The following is a 17500-nucleotide window of genomic DNA, read 5'->3' as shown; positions in this document are numbered from 1 at the left end:
GGTGGATATTTACATATCCACCTTCCCACCTCCCTCTACCCACTTCATTATTTCTTCCACATCTATATCCGTATACGTCTTTTCCCCATAACGAACAGACTCATATAACGGGATAATATCCCTTGTTCTACAAATTCTTTTTAACCACTGTTGCATCGTTTCATAGGATCTTCTCTGTTCATGAAATGGTAAAGTTCTTTCCCATTCAACTAACGTTTTTCTTATCGTATTTGGTGGTAACGGCTGTTCTAACTGATGCTTCACTTTCTTATTCTTTTCGATTCTGTCCGTATTTTCATTTGTTATCGATTGTTTATCCTGTTCTATTTCGGATTTCGTTACCTTTTTCCTAACGGATTTATAAAGAAAATATATAATTATCCCTGCAATCATTACATAAAAAACTATACTAATCCATGAATTTGAAAGTACAGAAAACATGTGTCCCCATGAACTTTCCTTTTCAAAACCTTTAAATTTTTTACCCGTTGTCGTTCTCTCCCCATTATCTCCTACTTTCTTCTCTTCTATAGGTGTTCCATACTCTTCAGTATCACCGTAGTTTATAGTCTCCTTATAATTTTTTTCAGATTTCTTTTCACTAAAAAAACGTTCTTTTACTATGTCTTGCACATACACAACACCTTGTGATAACGTTATTGCACTAATCGCAAAGAAAAGTATGATTAAAGCTCTTACACTCCACAACTTCACTTTCATATGCCGGCTTTATTCACCATGACATAAGCCCCTTCTTATTCTTTCATTACAATCCATTTATTCGTTCTACTGTATTTCTTTGGTGAAGTACCAATAATTAAAGGAACCGCATCCAATTCCTTTCGCCGAAATCCAGCTGTATAAAAATAAGAAGAAGTTATAGGTGTATCTTGATCCGATATTGAGGCAAGTACCTTTAATACATTTTGCAAATGTTTCCGATTATCACCATTTTTTATATGCAATAATCCGTTATCTTTTACACTATTGATCCATACTTCAAATGAACAGTTTTGCATGAGCAGTTGTTTACATATGCCTGCCGTTAATTCAATTAGTTCCTCTATATCATTTCGCAAAGAAATACCGCTTTTATTTTGCAAGTTGAGGTAAATCGCGTATTTATCTGATTGCGTTCGCTCGTACTTTTTCGCAGTTATCGTCCCTGTTTTCGCTGTTGCACTCCAGTGGATGGAACGAAAATCTTCATTTTCATAAGACTTTACTCCCATTACTTTCGTTTCATCATATAAGGGTGATGACATCGCTTTTCGAAATCCTCGTGACCATTCTTGTAATTCAGGAACTTGTATTTTTGGAACAGCTGGTAAGACTAAATAGGAGGGCGTATCAACTTGTTTATATGTGATATGGTTCGTTATAAATCCAAAGAGATCAGTAATAACAATTTCAACCTCTTCCCATTTCGCAATGCCTCTTTTTAACGCTACAGCTTGTAAATCAAATGAAACTGACTCTCTGCCTTTTACATTAAAATTCATATAATAATTTGAACCTGTACTATTATTTTTATTTATTTCATCATGATTCCAAGTTATCTTATTTTCACATTTAAATCGGAATACAACATTAAAAATAGGGAAAATTGATTTGTTTGAAATTTTTATTTTGCACCTGTTCGTTTCACCAATAAAAACATTCGAATTTCCTTGATCGTATTCCCAGTTAACACGAGATACTTTACGTATATAAACATGCATAGCACCTATTAAAATTACATATAAAAATACGAGAGATAATATGAGTAGATTATTTGAAAATACACTTAAAATAACGGCTACAACTGACATAACTCCTATTACGAAAGGCTCCGCTAAAGGTGTATACACAAGTTGTTGATTCATCGTACATTCTCCACCGGCACATTAATCGTATGAATAATTTCTTTCATGATTTGTTCTTTTGTTGTTTTCGTTTCCCCTTCAATTGTCAACGTTAAACGATGGGCGCATATAGATGCAGCAAGTATCTTTATATCATCTGGCGTACAGTAATCTCTTTCATTTAATATAGCCCGTGCTTGAATCGCTCTCATAAAAGCCAACGTCCCCCGCGGACTTACACCAATTTCAATTAGCTCATGCTTACGCGTTGCCTCAATAATTTCAAGAAGATAATCTTGCACATCATTTCCTACTAACACTTCTCTTGCACGCTTTTGCATCATAATAATTTCTTCACTTGAAATAATAGAGTGTAATGTTTCTAACGGATCATTCATTTGAAACCGATTCATCATTTCCTTTTCAGCTTCTCTCGTAGGATAACCTTGGCGAATCGTAAGTAAAAATCGGTCTAATTGAGCATCAGGTAAAGGAAATGTACCAGCAGATTCAAGAGGATTTTGCGTTGCAATTACTAAAAAAGGTTCTGGTAATGAATGCGTCTGTTTCGCAATCGTAACAGTACGCTCTTCCATAACTTCAAGTAACGAAGATTGTGTTCTCGGTACAGCCCGATTAATTTCATCCACTAATACTATATTTGCAAAAATAGGACCTAACCTCGTTTTAAAATCCGATTCCTTCACATTAAAATATTCAAGACCAATAACATCTCCGGGCAAAGTATCCGCTGTAAATTGTATTCTTTGAAATTTTGCGTCCACGCTTTTAGCCAAACTTTTCGCAAGTGTTGTTTTTCCTGTCCCCGGTACATCTTCTAATAAAATATGTCCTTTTGCTATTAGAGCTATTGCAGCCAACTCAATCGATTCATCTTTACCTATGATTACCTTTGAAATGTTGTTAATAATCTTTTTCAACGTGCCCATACATCTCCCCCTATCTATTATCCTATATTTTATTTCACTAAATCCCCCCAGGTATTTAGGCGAAAGGTGCCTATTATGTACCTATGACTGTAAATGACACCAGTTTACAACATAAAATAGATTAAATTACCTTTGATAAAAATTCGTAAATTTCAAATAACTATCAATTCCAAATTATAACATTTTATATTTTATAATGCTATTAGGTTCCACTTTATATGATTGTAGTAGAACTTCTTGCGCATCAGTTTTAATGTGGACTACTGATAGAAATCTACATCCTTATGTAGGATTATAGTTGAAATCCCAACATCCGAATAATATAAACCCCATTCTAAGACATTATTCTCAAATGAAAAGCTGATTTTCTTACGTTTAGAAATTCCCATTTTTATGCTCCCAGCTTATTTCGCATCATTTTTTAAATATACGAGTATGTTCAAGGTAAGTTCCAAAAATAAAAAGACCTCATTCTTGATAAGTATCTTTGAATGAGGTCTTTCTATTATAAAAATGGTTAACTTCTACTATCTTAAAAGTATTGCACATCCATTGACTTTAAACAATTAGATCAAATTACTTCTGTTACACGAATCTTACATTTAAACCTTTTTAACAAATTCAGATTTTAATTTCATAGCTCCAAAACCATCAATTTTACAATCAATATCATGGTCACCCTCAACTAAACGGATGTTTTTCACTTTTGTACCGATTTTTACAACTGATGAAGTTCCTTTTACTTTAAGATCTTTGATAACTGTTACAGAATCACCATCGTTCAAGATATTTCCATTTGCATCTTTAATCATCTTTGTATCTTCACTATTTTCAGTTTCTAATTCTAAAGTCCACTCATAGGCACATTCTGGGCAAACAAAAAAATTCCCATCTTCGTAAGTGTACTCTGAATTACATTTTGGACAATTAGGTAAATTAGACATATTTTAAATTCCTCCATTTATTATTCATTATATAGTTTTTAAAAATTTCTTTTTATAATTTCATAAGAATAGTAATTTTATAGTTAAAATTTAACGAATTCTTTCGGATCAGCATAGCCAAAAACTTTTGATAATCTAACTATATAAAGTTCTTTGATAACTTGATATAGAAGGTTGCAGGAAGAAAATAAAGTGCGAAAACCAAGCCATTCGGTTCCTTCGTAAAATATCAACCGTATAAAGAGAGCTTCAACGTTGGACAACTAGGGGTAAAATGCCCCGAAGTAACGCTCAGGGAGATGAAAGGTTACTTTCGTCGTGGAACTGAGAACCTTCCACTTCAAGCTTTGCTAAGTGGCGAGTAGTTCACTAATCTAATGCATTTGCTTTATTCTTTATTGCATTCATATCCTGAGATTGCTGAGCCAGCTCCGTGCATTCATGAAAAGCAAAGTGCTTACATCCTATACATTTGTTTGTATTCAACTGTCTTAAAGCACAGTTGATTGCTTCCCCTGTATGATCAAAAAAGTTTTCTTCGCCAATCTCCGCGTATAATCCATTCTTATCTAGAGTTGTTTTTAGCTCTGATTGAATTCCTGAAACAAGAATTACGCCACCTTGCTTTTTGAAATGCTGAACAATATTCCTAAAATAGGATTCTCCTGTTGTATCAATAAAAGGAACTTTTCCCATACGCAAAATTAAAACTTTTGGTTTATAATGAATGGTCGCTAGAATGTTTTGTTCAAACGTTTGAGCAGCTCCAAAGAACAATGGTCCTTCTATTGTGTAAATGCTGATTTGTGGACAATCGTGAGCTTTATTTACCACATGTGGCAACAATTTCTCGTTCTTTCTTGTATGATCTGGAAGCACTTTAGATATAACAAGCATGTTGCTCATACGTTTTGTAAATAAAATAACAGCTAAAATAAGTCCGATTTCCACAGCTGTTGTCAAACTTGTAAATACAGTCAGTAGAAATGTTACAAGTAATACAAGTGAATCCCCTGTCTTCATTTTAAGTATGTGAATAAAATGTTTTCGTTCACTCATATTCCATGCTACCACCATTAATATTGGAGACATACTAGCAAGCGGAATATGTGAAGCATATGGGGCTAACAATAAAAGCGTGAATAATACAAATCCCCCATGAATAACACCAGACATCGGGGATACAGCTCCGCTCCTAATATTGGTTGCTGTGCGGGCAATTGCTCCAGTTGCCGGAATACCTCCAAATAATGGTGTAACAATATTAGCAATTCCTTGACCGATAAGTTCTTTATTACTGTTGTGTTTACTATTCGTCATACCGTCTGCTACGACGGCGGATAAAAGAGATTCAATACCACCAAGCATCGCAATAACAAATGCAGGGCCAATTAACTGTTTTATACGCTCTACCGTAATTTCTGGTATACCAAACTGAGGAAGTGTACTAGGAATCGTACCATATGCTGTACCAATAGTAGGTACATGATCTGAGAAAAATACAGTTGCAATTATAGTGGAAACCATAATACCCACTAATGAACCTGGTACTTTTGGCAAAATCTTTGGTGTTATGAGTATGACAAGAAAACAAATCAAAGCAGTTATTACACTGTAAAAATTCGTAGTATTGATATGCGTAAAGATTTCTTTCAGATTTGCTATAAATTCCTCATGTTTTTTTATACCTGTAAGACCTAAAAAACTAGCAATTTGTCCTGTAAAGATAATGACAGCGATTCCTGACGTAAAGCCAATTGTTACAGGACGCGGAATAAACTTTATTAAAGACCCTAGTTTAAAAATTCCCATAAGACATAAAATAATCCCAGCTAATAAACCAGCAAGTAGTAAATCTTCGTATCCATAGTTAATGACAATTCCTAAAAGAATTGGAACAAAAGCACCTGTAGGTCCTCCAATTTGATACTTTGAACCACCAAATAGAGAAATGAGTATCCCTGCAATACATGTTGTATAAATTCCATACTCTGGCTTAACACCAGAGGCTATTGCAAAAGACATAGCAAGTGGAATCGCAACAACTCCAACAATCACTCCTGCAAGAATATCCTTTTGCAAATGCCCCAATGAATATCCTTCAAACCTTCCTGTAAATAACCCTCTCATTATAAACCCTTCTTTTCTATTCTTAATAAATCTAGATTACAAATGTATTTCTCGTTCCCTTATAAAAGAGATTTTCACAAAAGAAAACGCCATCCTAATATTTACTATACGTTTTGCTTAAATGACGCTCTAATTCACCGATATCTCCACCTTGTTGTACATAGGATTCCAATCTTACCGCTAGAAGTTCCCCAGCTCGACTATCTAGCTTCTTTGTGTCTATAAACGATGTAATCCTTATCTGATCTGGAGTAGTATCTCTACGAAACATTTTACCTGGAATTTCAATCCAAAAATGATTCCATTCATCCAATAATCCTATTTGATCAAATAAAAAACCTTGGATTCCACATAACCAAGCTGTACAAGCAGTATTTCTTTTTTGACATCCAACGCCATCTTGTAGATGCTGGCATGAAAAACAACAAGAATTCCCACTGTTAATACATACATTACAAACGTGATAAGCTCCTATTGAGCGAAATATATCAATCCCATGTTGGATAATATCTTCTTTCTGAACTTCAATGCTCAACCTACACCTCCGTAACTATCGTTTCGCCTTCTGTTTCATCTAGCTCTTCTAACATTGAAATCGTATCGATTAAATGGTTGTTAAAAATTTTCCGTGCAACTACCAGTAAATTTATTATCATAGGGTCCCGAAGAGAATATAAAACTCGTTTTCCATCTTTGGTGCCAACAACAATATTTTTAGCACGTAACACACTTAACTGTTGAGAGACAGCTGAACCCTCCTTATTAAGAATACTTTGAATTTCATTTACACTTTTTTCACCTTCTGATAACACTTCTAAAATACCTATTCGTAAAGGATGCGATAAGGCTTTAAAAAAATCAGCTTTAAATTGTTGCATTTCAGTTCCCATTTAAACACCTCTAGTTTTTATTTTAACTAAAACTTAAAAAAGTATCATATACATCTTCAAATGTTTGAATATGTATATGATACTTCTAGAACTTACAATTTTCAATACAAACTTTAAAACGTTATAAAAAGAATCAGAAACGATGGAAACTATACAAAATGAAATTCCCATCAAGTCATGTAACAGTTAAATAGTTGCGAAAATTCTTTCTTCCATTCTCCTTGGATACACCTGCATTATGTGAATTTAGACACCTTTCGCACTCCTTTTCTGGTACCTTCAATTCGTACACTACAATCTGGTATAACCATTTTGCTCATTTGAAACAACTTTATTTTTTCTTTGATCTGCATCACGAATCATTGATATAAAAAAGATGACTACAGCAATACGCTAAAGTCATCTTTTCCAACCATATTATTTTACTAACTCTCCATTATAAGCTTTTATATTAAGAGGAGCAGTTAAAAACTGTGCTGCTTTACTAACGAAAGATGTGAAGTGTTCACTCGTATTATGACTCGCAACTGCTGCTTCATCTTTCCATACTTCTACCATCGTATAAACACTTTCTTTTTCTGTATCTTTATATAAGTCATAAGATACATTTCCACTTTCGTCTCTTGAACCATGAATGAGTGGTTGAATTTCTTCTAAAAATGATTGTTGTTTTGCTGGATCTACTTGAAATATTGCGTGAATAATAATCATGGTGTTTCCCCTTTCATATTCCACTTATTTCTTTGAAATTACTTCCACTCAGCAACTTTTTCAATTGGAAGACGTACTGATTGGTAACCACTGTCAGCAGCTTTTCCGATTGAAATTAACATTACTGGTACGTGACGTTCTTTGTCTAGTCCGAAAGCTTCTGCGATTTGATCTTTCTCAAAACCACCAATTGGACAAGTGTCATAGCCGTGAGCACGAGCTGCTAACATAAATTGCATCGCTACAAGACCACCGTCAATTAGTACTGTGTCTTTCATTACTTCTGGTGTAACCATTGAGAAGTAAGCTGAAAGTTTTTTCATTTGATCTTCTTTTACTTCAGCTGGCATAAGTCCGCGCTCTACTGCTGTACCATAAATTTCTTCTGCATTATCAAAGTTGTTTAAGTCACCGAATACAGCGATCATAGCTGAAGATGTTTCTACTTGAGATTGATTGAATTTCGCAAGCGGTGCAAGTGTTGCTTTTGCTTCGTCACTTTCAATCACAAGGAATCTCCATGGTTGCATGTTTACTGAAGATGGTGCAAGTGTTGCTTCTGTAAGAATTTCTGTCATTTCTTCTTTGCTAATTTTTACTGAAGGATCGTACTTACGAATTGAACGACGTCCTGTTAAAATTTCGTTAAAGTCATTTGTTTTTACTGAGTTAGTCATAGTTGTATTCTCCCTTTTTTAAAGTTCTTTTATATTTTCTTGAATGTGATTTAACATATTTAAAAGATTATCGCGTTCTTCCTCACTTAATCCTTTAAATGCACATGCTGCAAAACGTTCTTTTTCCTCTTGAAACGCTTGAATTTTATTTCGTCCCTCTTCGGTAAGAGAAACTAACGTAATTCTGTTATCATCTGGATTTTTACGTCTTACAATCATTTCATTAGCCTCAAGCTGCTTTAAATGCCTCGTTATCGCAGCATTATCAATATTCACTTCTTGTTGAAGTGCTTTTTGACTAATTTCACCTACTTCATATAACTGGAGTATAAGCTCTAATCGAGACTGGCTCATACCCGTACACCCTTCAAACTTCGAACTTACTTCTTTATTTAGAAAGTGTAATTTATATAAAATAATCGCTTCTTTTGAGCATGAACTTGTCAAATTACCCCTCCTTTACATCCAATTTAAAAACATTTGACATATCAATAGTTGATATGTCAATTAATATAATCTATATCGATTTAGATTGCAAGCTTTTTGTTTTCATTTTTATTTTTCCAAATTAAGGCGCTTTGTAGCGTTACAAAAAATGTAAATTGCATTATAATAGTAATAATTCAAATGACTGGAGAGTGATTGTAATGCGGCAATACACAAATAGAAATGAGGAAATGAAATTGGAAAATGAAATGAGGATATTGACATATGACAACAATAAATATAGGGATTGTCGCGCACGTAGACGCTGGCAAGACGAGTTTGACTGAGCGTATTCTTTATGAAACGAATGTGATTAAAGAAGTTGGGCGAGTAGATAGTGGTAATACGCAAACTGACTCAATGGAATTAGAGAGACAACGCGGCATTACGATTAAAGCGTCTGTCGTTTCTTTCTGTATCAATGACTTAAAAGTAAATGTCATTGATACACCTGGACACGCTGATTTTATCGCTGAAGTGGAGCGATCATTCCGCGTTTTAGACGGTGCAATCTTAGTTATTTCTGCTGTTGAAGGCGTGCAAGCACAAACGAAGATTGTAATGCGGACATTACAGAAACTAAATATACCGACTATACTTTTTGTTAATAAAATAGACCGTAGTGGCGCGAATACTGAAAAAGTTATGAAACAAATAAAAGAGATGCTTTCAAATGAAGCATTCCCCTTCTACTCTGTAGAAAACGAAGGAACAAAGGAAGCACGGATTATTGAATGTAGATCATATGACGATTGTATTGAACTGCTAGCATCATATAATGAATCATTACTTGAGTCATACGTAAATAACGAAATAATACCGGACGCACTTTTAAGAAAAGAGCTAGAAAAACAAATACAGAAAGCAAATGTGTATCCAATCTTTTTCGGTTCAGCCATGACAGGCATGGGCGTACCTGAACTACTTGAAAATATTTCAGCCTTACTTCCAGCTAATATTTCGTCTCAAGATGAAGAATTATCCGGTATTGTATTTAAAATTGAACGTGAACCTTCTGGGGAAAAGATTGCATATGTAAGAGTTTTTTCAGGTAGTTTACACGTTAGAAAATATGTGGATATACAACGGGATCAGTCTCTACCACATAAGGAAAAGATTAAAAAAATGTGCATATTTCATAATGGAGATGCCTTACAAACTTCTACCGTTCCTAGCGGAGAATTTTGTAAAATGTGGGGAGTGAGTGATATAAAAATTGGTGATATTATCGGTAAACGGACGGATTATATAAAGGATATTCACTTTGCCGAACCACAAATGGAAGCTGCTATTGATGCGGTGCCTACGGAACGAATTCATGATTTATACGCTGCTCTTATGGAACTATGTGAAGAAGATCCACTCATTAAAGTGTGGAAAGACGATGTTCATAATGAACTATATATTCGCCTTTTCGGTGAAGTACAAAAAGAAGTCATTGAAACGACTCTTTTTGAGAAATATAATTTGCAGGTTACTTTTTCAAATACACGAGTTGTATGTATTGAAAAACCAATTGGCATTGGGAATTCGGTTGAAGTAATGGATGAAAAAGCGAATCCATTTTACGCAACAGTCGGATTCAAGGTTGAACGTGGTGAGCTAAATTCTGGCATAACATATACATTAGGCGTTGAACTTGGCTCACTACCTTTAGCATTTCATAAAGCGATTGAAGATACTGTATTTCAAACGTTAAAACAAGGTTTGTACGGATGGGAAGTTACGGATATTATCGTTACGTTAACACATACTGGCTATGCTAGTCCTGTTACAACAGCGAGTGACTTTAGAAATTTAACACCGCTCGTTTTAATGGATGCTTTAAAGAAAGCTGAAACATATGTATATGAACCAGTAAATGAGTTTGAATTAACTGTACCTGAGCATGCAATTAGTACTGCAATGTATAAGCTCGCTGCCATTTCAGCAACTTTTGCAGAGCCTATATTCAATAATGATTCTTATCAATTAACAGGCTCATTACCTGTTGCGAAAACAGAGAATTTTAAGCGCATGCTCCATTCATTTACAGAAGGAGAAGGTATATTTACAACGAAGCCAGCTGGTTTCACAAAGATTATGGCTCCCTTCCCTATTCGAAAACGTGTTGATTATAATCCGCTGAATCGTAAGGATTATTTGCTTCATGTTTTGAAGGCTTATTAAATAAAAAAGAGGTGCAAATTGCACCTCTTTTTTTATGTATTGATAGATTAGTTTGTCCTAATAACTTCTTTAAGTTTTTCTAATACTTTTATTATCGCTTCAATTGAATTTTTTGTTTCAAATTCCCCAACATTTACAGAATGATTTGCGTTTTTGACAACTTCAATCTGTAAATTCGTTTTATGTAACTGATCAATTTGGTCCGAATTGTATTGGTGATCTTTATCCCCAATTACTAAAAGCCCTTCATGATTACTATGCAAAATAGAATCAAAAATTGTATCAAACGTCAGTAACGGTGTCATTAATATCATTATTAATCTTTTAAATAAGGAAGTATGCACCCTTTAATCAATTCCCATCTATCCCGTGCATTCGGCATAGCTTTAGAAGCAATTACTACAACCAAGTCCTGCTTCGGAATACAACAAATCACATTCCCACCATCGCCCATTGCACAGTATGAAAAGATTCCATCTTCTTCTCGTAACCACCATAAGTAACCATATTGATTTTGGTTCATTTCTGTCGATTCTTTTATCCATGATTTTGATAGTATTTGTTTTCCATTATGAATACCTTCATTCAAATACATCTGTCCAAACTTAGTCATATCCCTAACTGTTAACGTTAGTCCCCATCCGCCCGTCGAAATACCATTTGGATCGTGAACCCATCCTTTCACATCTTTTCCGAATAAGTCATCAAATCCAAATGCTTTCATATTATAGTTTGGAATTTCTCTCATGCCGAGTGGCTGAAATAAGTATTCATTCGCAAATTCACGCGCATTTTTTCCTGTTGCGTTCGTTATAATTGCTGATAGTATGTGAGCTCCTGCAGATGAATATTTAAAAGATCCAATTTCTCCGCCGTTTCCTATCCTATTTAACGTATATTGTATCCAATCTTGTTGTATACATAGTTCTTCTAACGGTTCCTGCCAGTCTACGAATGGATGTGGAGCTGTCATCGTTAGAAGATGGCGTACTGTTACTTCAGATGAATGAACGTTATATTCCGGGAAAAACTCTATTACTCTTTGATCAACGCTTTTTATATAGCCCTTATCTATACATATCCCAATTAGCGCAGAGATTATCGTTTTTGTGACTGACGCTATGTGAAATGCATCATCTGGACCATAACCGTTATAATATTTTTCAAAAATAACATTACCTTTCTGCACTACTAACATACCATTCATATTTTCATATTCTTCTTTTATAATCTGATCTAACTTTTCAGCAGTTTTCATTATTCTTTCCCCTTTAACCTATAATTAAAAAGGTTCGATAGGTACATATATGTCAACTATATGTTTATGCTTTGGATGCTGCTTTGGATCATTTCTATATACTTCAAAAGGATACGAGTCTCTCGGTTTATATCCGCTATTTGGCAGCCACTCACCATATATAAAGTCCCACGCTCCCTTATATTCATCTTGGAATATTTCGAAATGTCCTACTGCATACTTGCCTGAAGGTATTACCATTATTCCTATGTCGTTCGTTTCTATTACGGATTCATCTGGAATTGTTATACATAAACTTGTTCTTAAATGATAGTCCTCAGTAAATTCATGATGATCGTGGTAAATGATTAATACTTTCGTATCCTCAAATACATAATAGTTTTGCTCAGATGCGTAATGAAATAGTTTCTCTATCATTTCTGGAAATGCTATAGTTAACTCTTCGTATGTACCTGTATGTCTTATGTATGCGACGTTTATATTATCCGCTGTTACGATTTCAACATTACCTCGAACCTTCTTACATTCATTGTATTGAGGAATTCCCCTTACGTCTTTGCAATTCTTGCTATTATGGTTTCGATATTGAGACGGACTTACACCATAATAATTTTTAAATGTCCGAGAGAAAACTGCTGAATCTGTGAAACCAAAATGGTAAGCGATATCCGTAATCGTCATATCCAATCGATATGTAAGAAGGTTTGTTGCCCTTTCTAACTTCAAGCGATTCACATACCGAGATAACGGCTCGTCTACTATTCCTTTAAAAATTCTATGAAAATGAAACTTTGAAAATCCTGCTACATTGGCTAGCTCTTCAATTGAAAGTGAATCATTTATGTGTGATTCTATATAATTTTGTACTTTGTATATGCGCTGTAAATACTCATTTCTATTTTGTTTACTCTCCATACTTCTAGCTCCTCACAACAAAAAGGCTAACTTTTCGCTAGCCTACTTTTACACCTGTTTCAAAAATAAAACTCTACTACCGCCGTTCCCATCATAATTTGTATGTACCGATACACCCTCTACCTCATCATCCCCAGCCTCAATTCGAAAACCGATTTCTTGATGAAACTGTATCGATTTTTTATTAACTGGTGACGTAATTGCTTTTACAACTTTACGATTATTTGCACGTGCGACATCAAAGAAATACGAATACAATGTCGATGCAATTCCTCTTCTTCTATACTTCGGATTTACCCCGATAAAATGAACGTACGCTTCCTCTTTATGCGTTTGCGAAAAGAATCCGCATAAGAAACCTAACGTTTCGCCCTCTTCTTCAATGATAAAACTCGTTTCTTGAAAGTGAACGAAAAACAATTTTGGTAACATGGCAGCCATATCTCTCCCGCCCCACCAATCATTTAAAACAGAATGAATCTTTACATAATCTTCCCCTTGTATGTTTCTTACTCGCATATGTTTCTCCCTCTCACTCACTTCATTTTTTCATAAATCTTAATGACTGTTTCTACTAATAAGATGAATACCCAAATACCGCAAAATACAAGTACAGACTGGAATATCGATCCAATAATAATAACACCGACTGCACCTGATCCTGAAATTGATACTTCTCCAAATCCTGGGTCATGTATAAGAGATCCGGCAGAAAAAGCCATTAAAATAGATCCTATTAAATAAATCACACTCATTATTTTTAATATCTTTATAGAAAGATACGAAGTTTGTTCTTGCTCCACTTGTGATAATTCGATTTCTTCACTCGCAATTCCTTTTTGCAAACAGTCTTCACACAAAAATTCTTCCTTAATTTTTTTACCACCGTGCAACGCACCTGTTATTTCTTTACACCTTGAACATTTTCGATTTATCATGTTGTTATCACTCCAATCTATTAAGATTATACTTATATAATCCTATACTTACCTTAATATTCCTTTTATGTATTTTATAGAGAAAGGTCGTGTTTTATAATTTCAAAACTCACGTTTGGCTTGAAAAAACCTACCGTTCATTATGAATTAAGACCTAGTTGTTATGCGATTATTTTTCAATCATCTTCTTTAAAGATTGCTGTTATCCAAAAAGGAGACCGTTATTTTTTACCTGGCGGCGCTATGGAAGGTAACGAAACAAAAGATGAATGTTTACATCGCGAACTACTAGAGGAATTAGGTTGGACAATTGGAATTGATCAATATATCGGTAATGCAGCGCGATATTTTTATGCGGAAAAGGAAGATACATATTATTTAAATGATGGGTTCTTTTATATTGCGAACATGGTGCAGAAACAAACTGAAAGCTGCGAGGAGGATCATGTTTTAAGGTGGATGTCTCCTTTACATGCTATAGAATATTTACTTCATGATCATCAAAAATGGGCTGTTGAACAAGCGCTTTTATTACGAAAACAAAAAGGATCTCCTTCTATATGAAAGAGATCTTTTTTACTGTTAACTTACCTTTTTCAAATTGAGAGCTGGCTTTTTGATTCCACCTTTTTTTACAACATATAAACCGATGAAGATAATAAGACCGCCAACGAGTTGCATCATGTTTATTTGCTCTCCAATTGTTACAGCCGCAAAGATAACTGCGAATAATGGAACAAGATACATGTATACCATTACTTTCGTTGAGCCTATTTGACTAATACCAACATACCACATCGCAAGTCCGAAGATTGTCGCGAAGACGATTGAATATGCTAGTGAACCCCAACTTGGCATGTCTACTGGCCACGTTAATGTGTTTACGTTGAATAAACAGTATATAACGAGAGGTACAATTCCAATTAAAGTAGACCATGATGTGACTCTCATTGCGGAGTATTTTGTAATAAGAGGTTGCGCTAATATCGGATACCATCCCCACGCAATTGCTGCGACTAATCCAATTATATTACCGAGCCATGCATACTCATAAGTAGCTCCTCCCGTATGCCCTGTTAATAAAACAAATGCTGCACCAATAAATGCTACTATTGAACCAATCTGTACTTTCATCGAAAAACGTTCTTGTTTGTGCAATACCGCTAATATCCCTGTAAATATAGGTGACATCGCAATTAATAATGAGGCGTTCGTTGCTGAAGTATATTTTACAGATAGCATAAACATCGTTTGATACATTGTCGTACCAACGATACCGACTGCTACTAATCGTAACCAATCTTTTCTTTCAATGCGTAATGAGCGTTCCATTAAAAATGTAATAAGTAATAATACCGGTGATGCTACTAAAAATCGTAAACTATTAAATTGAATGGATGACATATATGCCACGCCATACTTTCCAATTGTATAATTCGCTCCCCATACTAATGCTACTGATACTAGGAGCCATTCCATTTGCCATCGTTTCATCCGAATCTCCCCTTCCATATTTAGCATAGTAAAATTGGCTGGATATAACACCGTCCAATTGGCTGTTTTTTTACCCAGCCAATTTGTTATACTGAATGTATATAAGAGTTACGGAGGCGTTTTTATGGAATGGAAGCTAGATAGCGACAGTAAAATCCCTATTTATCAGCAAGTTGTTGACTTTATTGAAAAACGTATTACATATGGAGAACTTCCTCCAGGTAGCTTCCTCCCTTCCGAACGGAAATTAGCTACACAGTTAAATGTAAACCGTAGTACAGTAACGACTGCTTATAATGAACTTCGTGCTATGGGAATTGTAGAAAGTACGACTGGTAAAGGAACACGCGTGAGTACACATATGTGGGGTGTTTCTCCAACATTAACGCCGAACTGGAGAAATTTCGTAGAAGGTGGTACGTTCTTACCAAACTTACCGTTACTTCGCCATATTCGGGCAGAAGTACAACAAAATGAAAATATTATTGATTTTGCAAACGGAGAGCTCGGTTGTAATCTTTATCCCCACGATCAACTACAAACAATTTTACGAGAACAACCGTTAACGCATGCATTAAGTTACGATCACCCGCAAGGCTATCTCCCGCTCAGACAAGCGGTCGTAAAATATATGAAGGAATATTTAAAAGTTGAAGCGACTGAACAATCCATTATGATTACATCTGGCGCACAGCAAGCACTTCACCTTATCGTACAATGTTTATTAAATCCAGGTGATGCTGTCGCTTTCGAAAGTCCATCACACTGCTATTCCTTACCGTTATTCCAATCAGCAGGTATTCGTATTTTCCCATTACCTGTCGATGAACACGGTATTAATCCGGATGATGTGCAAGAGCTATATAGAAAGCATCGTATTAAAATGATTTTTTTAAATCCAAACTTCCAAAATCCTACGGGCACAATGCTGCATCCAAACCGTAGAAAAAAACTATTATCACTTTGTGCAGACTTACGAATTGCGATTGTTGAAGATGATCCTTCTAGTTTACTTACGTTAGAAAAGAAACTACCTTGCCCTACTTTGAAATCGATTGATGAAAATGGAACAGTCATTTATGTACATTCCTTATCAAAAATGATTGCGCCAGGATTACGGGTTGGCTGGCTTGTCGCTCCGCAATCGGTAGTTGAGCGTTTATCTGACGCAAGGCACCAAATGGAATTAGGAATGAGCATTTTCCCACAGTGGCTTATGCAGCAATTTTTCGAAACTGTACCATTCCAGTCGCATATCGTACCGTTACGAAAACAACTAGCAGAAAAAAGAGACGTTATCGTCCGCGCTCTAAACGAGCAACTTCACGATAAAATCTCTTTTTCAAACCCGACCGGTGGTATTTACATATGGGGAAAATTAAAAGAACCGATAAACGAAAAACAACTCATTATGCAAAGCTTAAAACAAGAAATTGCTTTTATGCCAGGTAGTATTTTCGGCGCGAAGGATGGTTATATTCGTTTATCTTATGGAAAAGTGAATATTGATCAAATTGAGGAAGGGATTTCTCGTTTGCGGGAGGCTATTTTGGTTTGTGAAAAGTAACTTATGATTAAAGGATCTCGTTTGACAAAACCTAAATCTACCATTATCATCAACACGAACCTATTTATAGGAGTGATACCAATGAAAATCTATGTTGATGCAGATGCTTGCCCTGTAAAAGATGTGATTATTTTTGAAGCTACGAAGGCAGAAATTCCTGTTACCCTCGTTACAAGCTTTTCTCATTATTCTAATGCAGAGCAGCCTAAAGGCGTAGAAACAATTTATGTGGATTCTGGAGCAGATGCTGCGGATTACCGGATTATGCAGTTAGCAAAAAAAGAAGATTTAATCATAACACAAGATTATGGTCTTGCTTCGCTTGCTTTAGCAAAAGGCTGTATCGTACTACACCATAAAGGCTATAAGTATACGAATGATAACATTGAACAATTGTTACAAACACGCTATTTAAGTGCAATGGTTCGCAAAAGTGGTAAACGTACAAAGGGACCGAAACCATTTACAGCAGAAGATAAAGAGAAATTTAGAGTGCTCTTTAAAAGTATGATCGCACTGTAGAAATG

General features: G+C 35.1%; 19 protein-coding genes and 1 pseudogene. 4 read left to right on the top strand and 16 right to left on the bottom strand.

The window, feature by feature from the left end; genetic code table 11:
* Nucleotides 1–9: 9 nt before the first annotated feature.
* From AC0NJG_RS15260 to AC0NJG_RS15215, 10 genes are all read right to left on the bottom strand, one after another.
* On the bottom strand, nt 10–720 hold the full coding sequence (locus tag AC0NJG_RS15260; protein WP_474063199.1) for a signal peptidase II: 711 nt from the start codon (nt 718–720) through the stop codon (nt 10–12).
* Nucleotides 721–755: 35 nt separating this feature from the next.
* Nucleotides 756–1865 (bottom strand): DUF58 domain-containing protein, encoded by a 1110-nt coding sequence (locus AC0NJG_RS15255; RefSeq protein ID WP_088327534.1) that lies wholly within the window; start codon nt 1863–1865, stop codon nt 756–758.
* Nucleotides 1862–2794, bottom strand: a complete 933-nt coding sequence (locus AC0NJG_RS15250; protein WP_474063198.1) for an AAA family ATPase — start codon at nt 2792–2794, stop codon at nt 1862–1864. Before AC0NJG_RS15250 ends, AC0NJG_RS15255 begins: the two co-directional genes overlap by 4 nt.
* A gap of 602 nt (nt 2795–3396) precedes the next feature.
* Nucleotides 3397–3738: a zinc ribbon domain-containing protein YjdM gene (locus AC0NJG_RS15245; RefSeq protein ID WP_000067656.1), complete on the bottom strand. Its 342-nt coding sequence runs from the start codon at nt 3736–3738 to the stop codon at nt 3397–3399.
* 369 nt (nt 3739–4107) lie between these two features.
* A complete protein-coding gene (locus AC0NJG_RS15240; protein WP_308901845.1) occupies nt 4108–5868 on the bottom strand; it encodes a SulP family inorganic anion transporter in 1761 nt (586 codons plus the stop codon).
* Nucleotides 5869–5962: 94 nt separating this feature from the next.
* Nucleotides 5963–6403 carry a hypothetical protein gene (locus tag AC0NJG_RS15235; RefSeq protein ID WP_000021479.1) on the bottom strand — a complete coding sequence of 147 codons (441 nt, stop codon included), beginning with the start codon at nt 6401–6403 and terminating at the stop codon, nt 5963–5965.
* A gap of 1 nt (nt 6404) precedes the next feature.
* Nucleotides 6405–6758 carry an ArsR/SmtB family transcription factor gene (locus tag AC0NJG_RS15230; RefSeq protein ID WP_001977380.1) on the bottom strand — a complete coding sequence of 118 codons (354 nt, stop codon included), beginning with the start codon at nt 6756–6758 and terminating at the stop codon, nt 6405–6407.
* Nucleotides 6759–7175: 417 nt separating this feature from the next.
* Nucleotides 7176–7469 carry a putative quinol monooxygenase gene (locus AC0NJG_RS15225; protein WP_087953271.1) on the bottom strand — a complete coding sequence of 98 codons (294 nt, stop codon included), beginning with the start codon at nt 7467–7469 and terminating at the stop codon, nt 7176–7178.
* A gap of 38 nt (nt 7470–7507) precedes the next feature.
* Nucleotides 7508–8146: a nitroreductase family protein gene (locus tag AC0NJG_RS15220; protein ID WP_087953270.1), complete on the bottom strand. Its 639-nt coding sequence runs from the start codon at nt 8144–8146 to the stop codon at nt 7508–7510.
* 18 nt (nt 8147–8164) lie between these two features.
* Nucleotides 8165–8593 (bottom strand): MarR family winged helix-turn-helix transcriptional regulator, encoded by a 429-nt coding sequence (locus AC0NJG_RS15215; RefSeq protein WP_087953269.1) that lies wholly within the window; start codon nt 8591–8593, stop codon nt 8165–8167.
* Nucleotides 8594–8857: 264 nt separating this feature from the next.
* Here AC0NJG_RS15215 and tet point away from each other — a divergent pair, with 264 nt between their 5' ends.
* Nucleotides 8858–10801: a tetracycline resistance ribosomal protection protein gene (gene tet / locus AC0NJG_RS15210; RefSeq protein ID WP_087953267.1), complete on the top strand. Its 1944-nt coding sequence runs from the start codon at nt 8858–8860 to the stop codon at nt 10799–10801.
* Nucleotides 10802–10848: 47 nt separating this feature from the next.
* On the opposite strand, the pseudogene AC0NJG_RS15205 reads toward tet, so the two are convergent.
* The 5 genes and pseudogenes from AC0NJG_RS15205 to AC0NJG_RS15185 form a co-directional block, all read right to left on the bottom strand.
* A pseudogene (locus AC0NJG_RS15205) lies at nt 10849–11115 on the bottom strand (alpha/beta hydrolase); the annotation flags it as partial.
* A gap of 2 nt (nt 11116–11117) precedes the next feature.
* Nucleotides 11118–12059 (bottom strand): serine hydrolase domain-containing protein, encoded by a 942-nt coding sequence (locus tag AC0NJG_RS15200; RefSeq protein WP_474063197.1) that lies wholly within the window; start codon nt 12057–12059, stop codon nt 11118–11120.
* A gap of 24 nt (nt 12060–12083) precedes the next feature.
* Complete coding sequence (locus tag AC0NJG_RS15195) at nt 12084–12974, bottom strand: AraC family transcriptional regulator (RefSeq protein WP_474063196.1); 891 nt, start codon at nt 12972–12974, stop codon at nt 12084–12086.
* Nucleotides 12975–13022: 48 nt separating this feature from the next.
* On the bottom strand, nt 13023–13493 hold the full coding sequence (locus AC0NJG_RS15190) for a GNAT family N-acetyltransferase (protein WP_088327544.1): 471 nt from the start codon (nt 13491–13493) through the stop codon (nt 13023–13025).
* Nucleotides 13494–13510: 17 nt separating this feature from the next.
* On the bottom strand, nt 13511–13912 hold the full coding sequence (locus AC0NJG_RS15185) for a DUF3980 domain-containing protein (RefSeq protein ID WP_087953258.1): 402 nt from the start codon (nt 13910–13912) through the stop codon (nt 13511–13513).
* A 96-nt stretch (nt 13913–14008) separates the two neighbouring features.
* Between AC0NJG_RS15185 and AC0NJG_RS15180 the strand changes: the two genes are divergently transcribed.
* Nucleotides 14009–14476, top strand: a complete 468-nt coding sequence (locus tag AC0NJG_RS15180) for an NUDIX hydrolase (RefSeq protein ID WP_088327545.1) — start codon at nt 14009–14011, stop codon at nt 14474–14476.
* 18 nt (nt 14477–14494) lie between these two features.
* Here AC0NJG_RS15180 and AC0NJG_RS15175 read toward each other — a convergent pair whose 3' ends face one another.
* Nucleotides 14495–15406, bottom strand: a complete 912-nt coding sequence (locus tag AC0NJG_RS15175) for a DMT family transporter (protein WP_000832969.1) — start codon at nt 15404–15406, stop codon at nt 14495–14497.
* A 124-nt stretch (nt 15407–15530) separates the two neighbouring features.
* On the opposite strand from AC0NJG_RS15175, the gene pdxR reads away from it, so the two are divergent.
* Nucleotides 15531–16973 (top strand): MocR-like pyridoxine biosynthesis transcription factor PdxR, encoded by a 1443-nt coding sequence (gene pdxR, locus AC0NJG_RS15170; RefSeq protein WP_087997153.1) that lies wholly within the window; start codon nt 15531–15533, stop codon nt 16971–16973.
* A gap of 81 nt (nt 16974–17054) precedes the next feature.
* On the top strand, nt 17055–17495 hold the full coding sequence (locus AC0NJG_RS15165; protein ID WP_087953254.1) for a YaiI/YqxD family protein: 441 nt from the start codon (nt 17055–17057) through the stop codon (nt 17493–17495).
* Nucleotides 17496–17500 lie beyond the last annotated feature (5 nt).

Source organism: Bacillus sp. SSR7, assembly GCF_055902415.1.
Note: the sequence above shows the minus strand (reverse complement) of the source record. Positions and strands in the feature narration are given on the sequence as shown.